Here is a 14,238-nt window from a genome sequence, read left to right on the forward strand (position 1 = left end):
TGGGCCTGTCGCTCCTGGTGTTCCTGGTGTTCCTGGTGTTCCCGCTGGGCCTGTTGCTCCTTGTGGACCTGGTGACCCTTGTGGACCTGCTGGACCTGTTGCTCCTGGAACTCCAGCTGGACCTGCTGAGCCTGTTGCTCCTGCTGGACCTGGGATTCCTTGTGGACCTGTTGCTCCCGCTGCTCCTGGTGTTCCTGCTGGGCCTGCTGGGCCTCCTGAAGGACCTGTAACTCCCGCTGGACCTGTTGCTCCTGTTGCTCCTGCAGTACCCGGAGTTCCTGCTGGTCCCATTGGCCCCATTGGACCCATTGGACCCATTGGACCAATTGGACCTCTTGGACCTCTGTCTCCATCTTCCCCTTCTTTTCCTCGTTTACCTCTTTCTCCACGAGGACCTTGTTGACCTTCAGGACCGCGTGGACCTGTAGCTCCTGTTGGACCTGTTGGACCCATTACTGGTCTTGGAAGGAATGAAGAAATTTGTTGTAATAACTCTGATTGTTCTGTGCTTTGTGTAGTATCTGATTGATTTGGTTCTTCTGATGGTTGTTGTGGTAGTGGTGGAATTGGTGGTAGTGGCAAAAAAATACACCTCTCAAAAAAATTTTAATTGTACAATTTATAGTATAAAAAAAGGACAAATTGGTTCATTATTATCAAAAAAATGAGTCAAAAAACATGTACAAATTCATTATTATTTTAATATAATAATTCTAACCTTAAATACTTTTTTATTCATATTGGTTAAAAATAGGAAATCCAGGTATACCTACAGCACAAAAAAACCAAATTCTAAAAAAAGAATTTGGTTTTTTTTACATTAATTATATCAATTATTTACCCACGTAATTGAGCATTATGTGTTTCTTCTACAGCTTTTAAAACTTTTGAATGAGCTTTAGTTACTTCTTCATCTGTTAAAGTGCGTTCTGGATCGAAATATGTTAATGAGAAGGCAACTGATTTTTTACCAGCTTCCATCTTATCACCTTCGTATAAATCAAAGATTGTAGCATCCTTTAGAAGTCTTCCACCAGTTGAACGAATTGTAGATAAAATATCACCAGCAAATACTTTTGATTCAACTACTAATGCCATATCTCGGTTCATTGATGGGAAACGAGGAATTGCATTATATAAAATATCATCAAATTCAGTATTTAATAACTTTTCAAGAGATAATTGGAATACATATGTTTCTTTAAGATCCCACTCTTTTTGAGTAACAGGGTGAACTTGACCGATAAAACCAATTTCTTCTCCGTTTAATAAGATACTTGCTGTACGTCCTGGATGTAATTCTTCTTTTTTAGAAGCAAGATAAGTTATTTTATTTGATAAACCTAATTCATTAAATAAACCGTCTAAAATACCTTTTACAACATAGAAATCCACAGCTTTTTTCTCGCCTTGCCAAGCATGTTGCAACCATAAACCAGTTAATGCTCCTGCTAAATATTCTTCTTCATGAGGAAGATCGTTCTTTTCCTTTGTTAAGAATACAGAGCCTGTTTCGAATAGTTGAACATTTTCTTCTTTACGTGCAACATTATAGGAAATAGCATCTAATAAATGTGGTACTAAACTGAAACGTAGCTCACTGCGTTCTTCACTCATAGGTAATGCTAAACGTACAGGTTCTGCATCTACTGTTTCTAGTGCAAAGCGTTTTACTTTATTATTGCTAGTTAGAGAGTAAGTTACAGCCTCGTAAAGACCTGCATGCTGTAAATACTGACGAATTTTTCTACGTTTTGCTTGATAAGGTGTTAATTGTCCACGACTAGCAACACCTGTTGGTAAAGTAGCAGGAATATGATCATAGCCATATAGTCTTCCTACTTCTTCAACTAAATCTTCTTCTATTGAGATATCTCCACGACGACTTGGTACAGTAACTGTAAATACTTCACCATTTCCAGTAGCATCTAATCTTAAGCGACGGAAAATATCTTTTACTGTCTCAGCATCAATTGATGTACCAAGTACACCATTAATCTTACTTACAGAAACTGATACTTTTTTAGCAGCTTCAACTAAATTGTCGGCAATTACAGTACCTTCTTCAATAGTTCCACCAGCTAGTTCAGCCATTAACTGAGCAGCACGTTCAGAAGCAGGCAATGTACGAGAAGCATCAATACCTTTTTCAAAACGAGCACTTGAATCACTACGTAAGCCTAGGTCTTTTGAAGTTTGGCGAACACTTTGACCTCTGAAAACAGCTGATTCAATTAAAACGTCTACAGTATCCACATCAACTTCAGTACTTTGACCACCCATTACACCTGCAACTGCTACAGCTTCTTTCTCAGTTGCGATTACTAAATTATGTGGCTGTAATGTACGCTCTTCACCATCAAGTGTAACGATCTTTTCGTTTTCTTTCGCATGACGAACGATAATTTGATTACTATTTAATTTATTAAAATCAAACGCATGTAAAGGTTGACCATATTCAATTAAAATATAGTTCGTAATATCAACCACATTATTAATCGGACGAATACCAGCACTCATTAAACGAGCTTGCATCCATAATGGAGAAGGACCAATTTTTACACCTTTAACTAATTTAGCACTATAATATGGTGCATCTTCTTTTGATTCTATTGAAACTGAAACATAATCAGCAGTTGATGCTGATTGTGCGCTAATCGCTGGAAGTTTCACATCACGATCTAAAATTGCAGCTACCTCATAGGCAACACCAATCATATTTAAGCAATCAGCACGGTTTGGTGTTAAACCAAGTTCTAATACTGCATCATCACGATATAATACGTCTAATGCGTCTGCTCCTACTTCTGCATCACTTGGTAAAACAAAAATGCCATTTGAGAATTCTTTTGCAACTACTTTGCCTTCAATTCCTAACTCTTGAAGAGAGCAAATCATTCCTTCAGAAACTTCTCCACGTAATTTTGCTTTTTTAATTTTGAAATTCCCCGGTAAAACAGCGCCTACCTTTGCTACGATTACTTTTTGACCTTTAGCAACATTTGGTGCGCCACAAATAATTTGTACTGGTTGTTCTTCTCCAACATCAACAGTACATTTTGATAATTTATCTGCCTCTGGATGTTGTTCACGTTCCATTACATAACCAACAACTACATTTTTAATTCCTTCTGAAAGATGATTAACACCTTCAACTTCAATACCTGCTTTTGTTATTAATTTTGCAAGCTCGTCTGGTGTTACACCACTTAAATCAACGTATTCTTGTAACCATTTTGTTGATACAAACATCTTTTGTCCCCTCCTACCTTACATTTGTTGGAATTGCTTTAAGAATCTTATATCGTTCGTATAGAAATGACGAATATCATCAATACCATATTTTAATAATGCAATACGTTCTGGACCCATACCGAAAGCAAATCCTTGAACTTCTTTTGGATTATATCCTGCCATCTCAAGTACGTTCGGATGAACCATTCCCGCACCTAAAATTTCAATCCATCCAGTGTGCTTACACATGTTACAGCCTTTCCCTCCACATTTCATACAAGAAATATCCATTTCTACTGAAGGCTCAGTGAACGGGAAGAAGCTTGGGCGTAAGCGAATTTCACGATCTTCACCAAACATTTTTTTCGCAAAAAGCTGTAAAGTACCTTTTAAGTCACTCATTGAAATGTTTTCACCAATTACAAGTCCTTCTATTTGCATAAATTGGTGAGAATGAGTAGCATCATCGTCATCACGGCGATAAACTTTTCCAGGACAAATTATTTTAATTGGTCCTTTTTCCACGTTTGCTTCCATTGTTCTAGCTTGAACAGGTGAAGTATGCGTTCTCATTAATGTTTCTTCAGAAATATAGAATGAATCCTGCATATCACGAGCTGGATGACCTTTTGGTAAATTTAATGCTTCGAAATTATAATAGTCCTTTTCTACTTCTGGACCTTCTGCGATCTCATATCCCATTCCAATAAATAAATCTTCAATTTCTTGAATAACCGCTCTTAATGGATGAGCTCCACCTGCATGAACTGGTCTTCCTGGAAGTGTTACGTCAATTGATTCGCTTTCTAATTTTTCATTAATTGCATTTTGTTCTAATACAACTTGCTTTGCTTCAAGTTTTTCTTGGATTGCCGCACGTACTTCATTAGCAACAGCCCCCATTTTTGGGCGCTCTTCAGGAGATAAATCCTTCATTGCTTTCATTGCCTCAGTAATCGGACCTTTTTTTCCTAGATAGGCAATTCTTATTTCATTTAATGCTTTTAAATCTGTTGCTTCTTCTATTTGCTTAATCGCTTCTGCTTGTAAAGAAACTAAACGCTCTTGCATGAATAATCCTCCTATTCAAATTCATAAATTTAAACATAAAAAAACCTCGCTCCCAAAAAAGGGACGAGGATTGATCGCGGTACCACCCTAATTAACAGTTATTATGTTACAGAAACTAACTGCTCACTTCATTCATATAACGATCTACTTAGATAGACCGAGTCGCCTTTACATTCAAAAATGGTCCCGGCGCTAGCTCAAGAGGTGAATTCAATTTGGTCTACTATAAAAGTGCTTACAGTCTACGGCACCTTTTCCCTAAATAGAGATTCAAATTTACTATTCTCTGTCAAAGCTTTTTATGTATTAAATTTTCTTAATTAATTATATTGATTTTTTACAATTAATGCAACTGCTCAACAGAATTATTTACTAAATGATTTGAATCATTTTTACTGACCTAGAAAGCTCGAATGAGCCTTCTATATTTTTTCACAGGCTATACATTAGGATCCCTGCTGCAATACCAACGTTTAATGATTCCGCTTTACCATAAATCGGTATATATAGATTTTCATCAGTTAATGAAAGTAATGTTGAATTCACACCTTTTCCTTCATTTCCTACAATAATGGCAAAACGATTTGTAACATTTACTTCATTAAATGGTTTTGCATTTTGAAGAGAAGTTCCGTAAACAGTTATTCCTTTATCTTTCAAATTAGAAACTGCTTCAACTAAATCACCACGTAATATTGGTAAATGGAATAATGATCCTTGGGTGGATCGAATTGTTTTAGCATTATATAGGTCACTTGTACCTGAACCTAAAATAACCCCATCAAAACCAGCAGCATCCGCTGTTCGAATCATTGTTCCAACATTCCCCGGATCTTGAACCTCATCAATTAGTAATAACTTTGACACTTTCTCAAAATCAATTCTTACAAAAGAAAATTCAATAATTGCATAAATACCTTGAGATGTTTCCGTTTCGCTTAATTCTTTGCAAACCTCTTTAGATATATACGTAATGTCAAATGACCCTGATGAAAAATTAGAAGGTAAGTCAATCTCTTCACTAATTAATAAATGAAGAATCGGTGCATCATGCTTAATTGCCTCCTCGACTAAATGAAAACCTTCTACGATATATTGTTTAGCTTTATCTCTTCCTTTTTTTGTATGTAGCTTTTTCCAAGCCTTAACAGAATTATTTTGTATGGAATCAATTTGTTTCATAAGTTTCCTTTACCTTTCATCGTATCTCATATGAGTTTATCATACATAAAATCGTTTCCGTTTACAAATACTACATAAAGCTTAATATGAAAGGAGAATCCAAATGAATTTTAATATTCGCGGAGCAGTTCTTCACAATATTTCAGGTAATAAAAGTGATCAATTAGAAGCAACAATTGTAGATGCTATTCAAAGTGGCGAGGAAAAAGTATTGCCAGGTTTAGGTGTACTTCTCGAAGTTTTTTGGAATCACGCGTCAGAAAATCAAAAGCATGAACTACTTACAGTTTTAGAAAATGGAGTAAGTCAGTAATCTAATCTGTTATAAACATAGAAAAGGACTAACGAAAGTTTTTAACTTTTCGTTAGTCCTTTTATTTTTGCTATTTTGTTTTACCTTTTAAATCATCGATTGAATTGATCTTCATATATTTTGGGACGACTAAGCCTAATTTTGTCCCTTTTAAATTCGGCCCAAGATCAACCAATTGTTTTTTGTACTCATTCATGTAATCTTGATGAGTTGTCGGAAGCCAAGCTGCGACCATTGCATCAGCACTTCCATCTGAGATACCAGCAAACATCGGTCCTGCCTCGACTTGTTTTAATGTAACGTCATATCCTTGATTCTCAAGTACTTTTCCAATCACATTTGTACTGGCAACTTCAGATTCCCATGAAACATAAACGAGACTAATTTTTTCGCCATTTCCTTTTGAAGCATCTTTCGTCCAATTATTTACTTGATCTTGATGCTTTTTAATCCATTTCGCCGCTGCATTTTCAGGTTTTGCACCGTCTTGAATATTACTCATCACTTCTTCCATATCAGATGGTTTCCATGAAAAGTTATCTAAAATCTTGTACGCACCAGGAGCATCTTCTTTTAATCCTTTTCTAACCACTGTATGAATTTCTTCATCCTTACCAAATGACCCTTTTGGATCTTCTAAATACTTTAATTTATATTTTGAAAACATCCAGTGTGGTGTCCATCCTGTAACGATTATAGGTTCCTTATTTTCATACGCTTTTTTCAATTCAGCAGTCATTGCTGCTGAAGATCCTTCTTTTAGAGTCCAATCCTTTAAATCATAATCCTTCATCGCTTTTTCAGTTGCTTTCATTAACCCAGCTCCTGGATCAATTCCGGTAATCTCAAAATTAACCTGAGAACCTATTTTATTTGAAGCTGTTTTTTGATCCTTGCCACCTGCAAAGGCAACTGATATGGCCGAAATACAAAAGATTAATAAAGTAAATCCATAAACATATTTTTTAGCAAATTTTTTCCCATAAGCAGGTTGACGAAGGTTTTGTGAAATTCGATCAAGAATAATTGCCACGATAACAATTGATATACCTGCCTCAAAGCCCTCACCTACTTTAATCTGAGTTACAGCACGGTAAACCTCTGCCCCTAATCCTGGAGCTCCTACTAGTGATGAAATAACTACCATCGATAATGCAAGCATAATACTTTGATTTATACCAGCTAAAATTGTAGGTGCTGCTAAAGGTAGCTGTACTTTAAAGAGTCTTTGCCACGTTGTTGATCCAAAAGCATTAGATGCCTCTATTAAATCACTTGGAACCTCTCGAATACCTAAATTCGTTAATCGAATTGTTGGTGGAATTGCAAAAATGACAGAAGCTAAAATACCAGGAACTACACCAATTCCGAAAAAGAGAATTGCTGGAATTAAATAGACAAATGCTGGCATTGTTTGCATAAAGTCTAGTATTGGTGTAATCACTTGTTTTACTCGATCGTTTTGCGACGTCCAAATCCCTAAAGGAATTCCAATTACAACCGTAATAACGATTGATGATAAGATCAATGCTAACGATTCAACTGTAGCATCCCAAAGTCCAAGATTATCGATTAATAACAAGCCAAGTAATGTAAACAGACCAACTGTCCACCTACTTGTATAAAAAGCAAGTAATGAAATTAATATTATTAGAATAATAGATGGGCCAAGTCCTAAAACTTTAACAAGGTTATTTAAAAGGGTTTCTGTGATGTTGGTTATTGCGCCAAATAGAGGATGGAACGTTTTAATAATTAGATCGACAATTTTATCAATCCATTCTGCTAACGGAATTTTTGGAATACCCATATATTTAACCTCCCTTTATATTTAAATCGTCTGTTTTACCCGCTAATGCACCGATTACTGCTCCACGGATAATGACACCTTTTAATCGATCATTTTTATCTATAACTGCTAATGGTAGTACAGATGTTGCAAGTGCTCCAATTACATCCGTTAATAAAGTATCTTCATAAACAGACACAATTTCCTTCTGCATAGCTTCCTCTACCGATTTATTTTTAATAAGCGCATTTGAAGCATCATCAGCAGTAATGGCTCCAAGCAGCTTTTGTCTACGATCAACAACAAATATACTTGAATATCCTTGGTCTCGCATTACTTGTAAAGCTACACGTGGTCCACGGTCAGGCGTAATTCTTTCAGCACGCTTCTGCACATGAGCCGCCGTTAAAACTTTTGATAGGTCTACATCTTCTACAAATCGTTCAACATATTCATTGGCTGGATTTACCATGATCTCCTCAGGAGAACCAATTTGCATGATGTTACCATCTTTCATTAGAGCAATTCTATCTCCAATTCGAAGGGCCTCATCAAGGTCATGTGTTATAAATATAATCGTTTTTTTCATCGTCTCTTGCAGTTCTAATAATTCGTCCTGCATATCTTTACGAATTAATGGATCGAGCGCGCTAAATGCTTCATCCATTAATAAAATATCCGTGTCACTTGTTAGTGCCCTTGCAAGGCCAACACGTTGTTGCATACCACCACTTAATTGTGATGGGAACTGATGCTCATATCCTTTTAAGCCTACAATTTCTAATGACTTCAGAGCTTTTTCTGTTCTTTCTTCCTGTGAAATATTTTGTATTTCTAAACCATATTCTGTATTTTCAAGAATTGTCTTGTGTGGGAACAGAGCAAAATTTTGAAAAACCATACTAATTTTTTTACGACGAACATCTCTTAACTGCTGAGGATTCATTTTTACAATATCCTCATCATCGATTAAGATTTGTCCAGTAGTTGGTTCAATTAATCGATTGAGCATTCGAATCAAAGTCGATTTACCACTACCTGACAGTCCCATTACAACAAAAATTTCACCCGGGAATATTTCAAAGCTTGCATTATTTACCCCGATTGTTGAGTTTGTCTGCTCTAATATTTGCTTTTTTGAATAACCCTTTTCTAGTAACTTTATGGCGTTCTTAGGAGACTTACCGAAAACCTTTGTTACGTTTTTCACTTTAACTTTCGCTTTCATTAACTCACCTCAAAACTTTTTATTTATTTTGCTTCTCTATCTATGAAATAAGGATTCTCCCTATAAAAAAAATCAGCCAAGTACTATTTAAGTCTTGGCTCCTTAAAAACTCCATCTACAAAATTGGAGTCTAAATTTTATTTATTAGCTTTAAAAAATTCCGTAAGAAACCATTTTTCAAACTATATTTCCGAGTATCCTTATTTGAAAAGCGTGCATTCATGATAACAATAAGATATGACAAAACTATTTCAAACAAGTTATAGGAATAATACAATTTGTTTCAGTTCGATAACGTTAAAGAAGGAAAAAGTGGGAATATCAGGTTGGTTAGGTAAGTAGAAGAAGCAAAAAAACCCTTTATAAATAAGGTTTTTTCGGAGATATGAAAATTAACTTTATCAAGTAAGATTCATGAGGATGTAAAAAAGGCAGATGGTGTAATTTAGTTTCTCATAAGAGCTTCATAAGGTACTATAAAAAAAAATCCCTCAATAAATGAGGGATTGATTTTCTTAGTTATATGTTAAACGCTCCACTGTTTCGCGATCTAATCGTTTGATTACTTCTACGATTAATTTAACTGTATTTTCATAGTCATCACGATGAAGGATACCAGAATGAGAATGAATATATCTCGTTGGAATTGTGATTGCTAATGCTGGAACACCTTTCATAGTAATATGCATTGAACCAGCGTCAGTTCCTCCGCCAGGCATCGATTCGTATTGATATGGAATTCCAATTTCATCTGCTACATTTACTACAAATTCACGTAAATCTTTATGAGACACCATTGATGCATCATATAGAACGATTTGTGGGCCTTTGCCTAATTTACCTTGTGCTTCTCTTTCAGATACACCTGGCATGTCACCTGCAACACCGACATCTAATGCAAAACCTATATCTGGTTCAACTTTATATGTAGATGTTTTTGCACCACGAAGTCCTACTTCTTCTTGTACTGTTCCAACTCCAAATACAATATTTGGATGTGCTTGGCCTTGTAATTGTTCTAAAACGTCAATTGCAATAGCACAACCGATACGGTTATCCCATGCTTTTGCTAATAATAATTTTTCATTTTTCATCGTTTGGAATTCAAAATATGGAACAACTTGGTCTCCAGGACGAACGCCAAATTCTAATGCCTCTTCTTTACTTGAAGCACCGATATCAATAAACATATCCTTAATGTCTACTACTTTTCTTCTTGCTTCTGCACTCATAATATGAGGCGGTTTTGAACCAATAATACCTGTAATATTACCTTCTTTTGTTGAAATGGTAACACGCTGAGCAAGCATTACTTGTGCCCACCAGCCACCAATTGTTTGAAAACGTAAAAATCCTTTGTCATCAATTTGTGTAACCATAAATCCCACTTCATCAAGATGTCCAGCAACTTTAATTCTTGGACCATTTGGGTCTCCGGTTTTAACTGCTATTAAGCTTCCTAAATTATCAGTTACAACCTCATCAGCAAGTGGTGTAATATATTTTCTCATTACTTCACGTGGTTCATGTTCAAATCCAGCTACGCCGTTTGCATCTGTTAGTTCTTTTAACATTTGTAACTTTGCATCTAAAGTAGACAAACTCATCCATCCTTTTTTTAAATAAGATTATGTACATATAACATTATACAATTTGGGATTCCTTTTGACAAAATTTTTAGATAGTTCTTCAGCCCTCGTATTAAAACATATAAATTTTATATTAATTTTCTCCTAATTGTTTGTGGGGTATAATAATGAAGCTTATAAATAATTACTAGTTTTTTTAAAATTAACCATCTGGAGATTAATATGATAACAACTTCCGCTTTATATAAAGAAGCATTTTCCTTTATATCACAATGCTATAAGGAACTCGATAAATCCGATCAAATAGAAAAACGATTAAAAAGTATCGAAGCTGAAATTCGAGATACTGGTTTTTACACTCATACTTATGAGGAATTAGAGCACGGCGCGAAAATGGCGTGGCGCAATAGCAACCGCTGTATCGGTAGACTATTTTGGGATAAGCTTCATGTTTTAGATGCTCGCCATATTAACGATGATAAAAGTATAGAGCACGAAATATTACATCATATAAGCTATGCAACAAATTCAGGTAAGATTCTACCTACAATTACAATTTTCAAACCAAATCTAGGAACAAATAACACTCTTAAAATCCATAATCACCAGCTGATACGCTATGCTGGCTACGAAACAGAAAATGGAATAATTGGAGACCCAAAATCGATTGAATTTACAGAGGCATGTGAGAGTCTTGGTTGGAAAGGAAATGGTACTAACTTCGATATTTTGCCCATTGTTTATTCCTTAGACAATCATGAACCAAACTATTTTACGATCCCAAATGAATTTGTACTCGAAGTACCTATCGAACATCCTGAATATGATTTTTCCCCTCTAAATACTAAATGGTATGCTGTTCCGATGATATCAGATATGATTTTAGAGATTGGTGGTATATCTTATAGTGCTGCCCCATTTAATGGATGGTATATGGGAACGGAAATCGGTGCTCGAAATCTTGCTGATGAATTTCGTTTCAATCTATTGCCGAAAGTAGCAAAAATTATCGGCCAAGATACAAATAGAAACAGTACACTTTGGAAAGATCGTGCATTAGTTGAATTAAATATTGCCGTTTTATATTCATATAAAAAAAATGGTGTTAGTATTGTTGATCATCATTCTGCCGCACAGCAATTTCTCCAATTTGAAAAACAAGAAGAATCATGTGGCCGTGAATTAACGGGTAATTGGAAGTGGTTAATTCCGCCTATGTCGCCTGCTTCAACCCATGTTTTTCATAAACGATACGATGATACAATTGTTAAGCCAAATTTCTTTCCAAGATAATCATTATAGTTATAACCTTAATGAACTACACATTTGTAGTTAATTCATTAAGGTTTTTTCTATTATTTGATACAATATTAAGTATCAACATAATTTTCTAAAAATTAAAGGAGTAATTCAAAATGATTTTATATCAAAATGACAATATTACTGTATTTCAAAGTGCATTATTTCAAACAAATTCAACCGTTGTAGCAACCGACGATTGTATCATTATTGTTGATCCAACTTGGTTACCGCATGAAATCAATGAAATAAAGGAATTTGTTGAATCAATTAAAAATGAACGACCAATTTATTTATACTTTACACATGGAGATTTTGATCACATTATAGGTTATTATGCATTTCCTAACGCTAAAACGATTGGTAGTGAAAATTTACATAACCATCCTGAAAAAGAGATTAAACTATCAAAAATCCGTCAATTTTACAATGATAATTATATTAATTATGCTCAGCCAATACAATTTCCAAAAATTGATTTAATTATTAGTGAAGATGGCCAGGAAATTAAAATCGGACAAACAACATTAAGATTTTATCATTCTCCTGGACATACTAAAGATGGTTTATTCCTTTATATTGAAAATTTAGGTATATGGGTTACAGGGGATTATTTATCTGATTTTGAACTTCCGATTGTATTTGATAGTGTAAAAAGTTACTACAATACATTAGATAAGGCAGAAGAACTAATTAGTAAGTTTGAATTCTCATTGTTAGTTCCAGGCCACGGTCAAGTTTCATCAAATATAGAAGAGATTGCTACTCGAATTGAGCTAGGTAGAAGTTACTTAAAAAGACTTCAAAAAGCTGTACAGAATAATAATGAGACAGAAATAAATTCGTTAGAAAAAGAGTTTTCATTTCCATCTGGTTTCACAAAATATTGTCATGAATCAAACGTTACTAACATGAAAAAAGAATTTAGTTTCGTTTAAAAAATTATTAAAATAAAGAAAACTTGCCTATTGGCAAGCCTAAAGGCGAAGACAGAGGTTTAGTTGCACTTATACTTTATTCCTAAAATTGGATACCACGTCGAATTAACTTCCTCGTTGCCAATTTATCCTTTAAAGTGAAAAAAATCCTTAACAAATGTTAAGGATTTTTTAAACGAATTATTTTAAGTTAGCTTTTGCAGCGTTTGCTAATTCAGCAAATGCTTTTTCGTCAGCAACAGCTAGGTCAGCTAACATTTTACGGTTAACTTCGATACCTGCTAATTTTAATCCGTGCATTAAACGGCTGTAAGAAAGTCCGTTCATACGAGCAGCCGCGTTGATACGAGTGATCCATAATTTACGGAAATCACGTTTCTTTTGACGACGGTCACGGTAAGCATACATTAATGATTTCATAACTTGTTGGTTTGCAACTTTGAATAATGTATGTTTAGAACCGTAATAACCTTTTGCTAATTTAATAACCTTTTTACGACGAGCGCGTGTAACTGTACCGCCTTTAACTCTTGGCATATTGTTTCCCTCCTAGATATCTATCTAATACGTTTATCGTTCTTATTTCATGTTTGTAAGCATAAAGCGGATACGTTTGAAATCGCCTTTGCTTACTAATGAAGCTTTACGTAATTTACGTTTTGCTTTTGTAGATTTGTTAGCGAATAAGTGGCTTGTGTAAGCACGACCACGTTTTAATTTACCTGATCCAGTCTTTTTAAAACGTTTTGCTGAACCACGGTGAGTTTTCATTTTAGGCATATCGTGTTTCCTCCTCAAATAAATTACTTTTCGTTTTTAGGTGCTAAGACTAAGAACATACTACGACCGTCCATTTTTGGATGTGACTCAACAGTTGCAACTTCTGCACAAGCAGTTGAGAAACGATCAAGTACTCGTTGTCCAATTTCCTTATGCGTAATAGCGCGTCCTTTGAAGCGAATAGACGCCTTAACTTTATCGCCTTTTTCTAAGAACTTAATTGCATTACGAAGTTTTGTGTTAAAGTCATGTTCATCAATTGTAGGACTTAAACGAACTTCTTTCATGCTAATAATTTTTTGGTTTTTACGGCTCTCTTTGTCTTTCTTTTGTTGCTCGAATCGGAATTTTCCGTAGTCCATAATACGACATACAGGTGGTTTTGCCGTTGGTGCTACCATCACTAGATCAAGATTAACATTCGAAGCTAACTCAAGAGCCTCTTGTTTTGTCTTGATTCCAAGTTGATCTCCGTTAGGACCAATTAATCGAACTTCACGAGCACGAATTCCATCGTTTACCATCATGTCTTTGCTAATAGTAAAACACCTCCAAGGTATTGTAAGAATGATCTTAATTTGTTTCGTTGAAGCAATCATAACCCAACAAAAAAGTGTGGGTATATAAATACACCCACACTGACAGTATCAAAGTAATTAATGATTCTGTTACCTGATAACAGCTTGTAGCGTCATCCAGGTGAGAAGCGGGTGCTTCTTCTTCAACAAATAAGTATTCTTTTCTTTCGTTACTATAACATAGCGACATGATGTTGTCAATATTCGTATGCTTTGTTCGCAACGAAATTTATTATA

General features: G+C 35.1%; 12 protein-coding genes, 1 pseudogene and 2 other annotated features. Of the genes and pseudogenes, 3 read left to right on the top strand and 10 right to left on the bottom strand.

Going from position 1 to position 14,238, the window contains the following annotated elements:
• The 4 genes and pseudogenes from COE53_RS22630 to COE53_RS22645 form a co-directional block, all read right to left on the bottom strand.
• Positions 1 to 582, bottom strand: a pseudogene (locus COE53_RS22630) (collagen-like protein); the annotation flags it as partial.
• Positions 583 to 837: 255 nt separating this feature from the next.
• A complete protein-coding gene (gene pheT / locus COE53_RS22635; protein WP_098948764.1) occupies positions 838 to 3,252 on the bottom strand; it encodes a phenylalanine--tRNA ligase subunit beta in 2,415 nt (804 codons plus the stop codon).
• 18 nt (positions 3,253 to 3,270) lie between these two features.
• A complete protein-coding gene (gene pheS, locus COE53_RS22640; protein WP_098948765.1) occupies positions 3,271 to 4,305 on the bottom strand; it encodes a phenylalanine--tRNA ligase subunit alpha in 1,035 nt (344 codons plus the stop codon).
• A gap of 56 nt (positions 4,306 to 4,361) precedes the next feature.
• Positions 4,362 to 4,607 (bottom strand) — a binding site (T-box leader).
• 130 nt (positions 4,608 to 4,737) lie between these two features.
• On the bottom strand, positions 4,738 to 5,487 hold the full coding sequence (locus tag COE53_RS22645; protein WP_098948766.1) for a TrmH family RNA methyltransferase: 750 nt from the start codon (positions 5,485 to 5,487) through the stop codon (positions 4,738 to 4,740).
• A 103-nt stretch (positions 5,488 to 5,590) separates the two neighbouring features.
• Between COE53_RS22645 and sspI the strand changes: the two genes are divergently transcribed.
• Positions 5,591 to 5,800, top strand: a complete 210-nt coding sequence (sspI, locus tag COE53_RS22650) for a small acid-soluble spore protein SspI (RefSeq protein WP_025568436.1) — start codon at positions 5,591 to 5,593, stop codon at positions 5,798 to 5,800.
• Between the two features lie 70 nt (positions 5,801 to 5,870).
• Here sspI and COE53_RS22655 read toward each other — a convergent pair whose 3' ends face one another.
• The 3 genes from COE53_RS22655 to COE53_RS22665 all read right to left on the bottom strand — a co-directional run bounded on the left by COE53_RS22655 (position 5,871) and on the right by COE53_RS22665 (position 10,424).
• Positions 5,871 to 7,610, bottom strand: coding sequence for a glycine betaine ABC transporter substrate-binding protein (locus tag COE53_RS22655; protein ID WP_025568435.1), 1,740 nt, complete (start codon positions 7,608 to 7,610; stop codon positions 5,871 to 5,873).
• 4 nt (positions 7,611 to 7,614) lie between these two features.
• Positions 7,615 to 8,817: a quaternary amine ABC transporter ATP-binding protein gene (locus COE53_RS22660; RefSeq protein ID WP_025568434.1), complete on the bottom strand. Its 1,203-nt coding sequence runs from the start codon at positions 8,815 to 8,817 to the stop codon at positions 7,615 to 7,617.
• A gap of 515 nt (positions 8,818 to 9,332) precedes the next feature.
• Positions 9,333 to 10,424: a M42 family metallopeptidase gene (locus COE53_RS22665; RefSeq protein WP_483295443.1), complete on the bottom strand. Its 1,092-nt coding sequence runs from the start codon at positions 10,422 to 10,424 to the stop codon at positions 9,333 to 9,335.
• A gap of 204 nt (positions 10,425 to 10,628) precedes the next feature.
• Between COE53_RS22665 and COE53_RS22670 the strand changes: the two genes are divergently transcribed.
• On the top strand, positions 10,629 to 11,699 hold the full coding sequence (locus tag COE53_RS22670) for a nitric oxide synthase oxygenase (protein WP_025568432.1): 1,071 nt from the start codon (positions 10,629 to 10,631) through the stop codon (positions 11,697 to 11,699).
• A gap of 122 nt (positions 11,700 to 11,821) precedes the next feature.
• Positions 11,822 to 12,643 carry an MBL fold metallo-hydrolase gene (locus COE53_RS22675; protein WP_025568431.1) on the top strand — a complete coding sequence of 274 codons (822 nt, stop codon included), beginning with the start codon at positions 11,822 to 11,824 and terminating at the stop codon, positions 12,641 to 12,643.
• A 180-nt stretch (positions 12,644 to 12,823) separates the two neighbouring features.
• Here COE53_RS22675 and rplT read toward each other — a convergent pair whose 3' ends face one another.
• The 3 genes from rplT to infC are packed head-to-tail and all read right to left on the bottom strand — an operon-like array spanning position 12,824 to position 13,950.
• Positions 12,824 to 13,180, bottom strand: a complete 357-nt coding sequence (gene rplT / locus COE53_RS22680; RefSeq protein ID WP_025568430.1) for a 50S ribosomal protein L20 — start codon at positions 13,178 to 13,180, stop codon at positions 12,824 to 12,826.
• A 42-nt stretch (positions 13,181 to 13,222) separates the two neighbouring features.
• Entirely contained in the window at positions 13,223 to 13,423 is a 201-nt protein-coding gene (gene rpmI / locus COE53_RS22685) for a 50S ribosomal protein L35 (RefSeq protein ID WP_025568429.1), read from the bottom strand.
• 23 nt (positions 13,424 to 13,446) lie between these two features.
• Positions 13,447 to 13,950 (bottom strand): translation initiation factor IF-3, encoded by a 504-nt coding sequence (infC, locus tag COE53_RS22690; RefSeq protein ID WP_069034593.1) that lies wholly within the window; start codon positions 13,948 to 13,950, stop codon positions 13,447 to 13,449.
• A gap of 74 nt (positions 13,951 to 14,024) precedes the next feature.
• Positions 14,025 to 14,151, bottom strand: a sequence feature (ribosomal protein L20 leader region).
• Positions 14,152 to 14,238: the final 87 nt, after the last annotated feature.

The organism is Bacillus sp. AFS029533 (genome assembly GCF_002585125.1).
Lineage (GTDB): Bacteria > Bacillota > Bacilli > Bacillales > Bacillaceae_G > Gottfriedia > Gottfriedia luciferensis_B.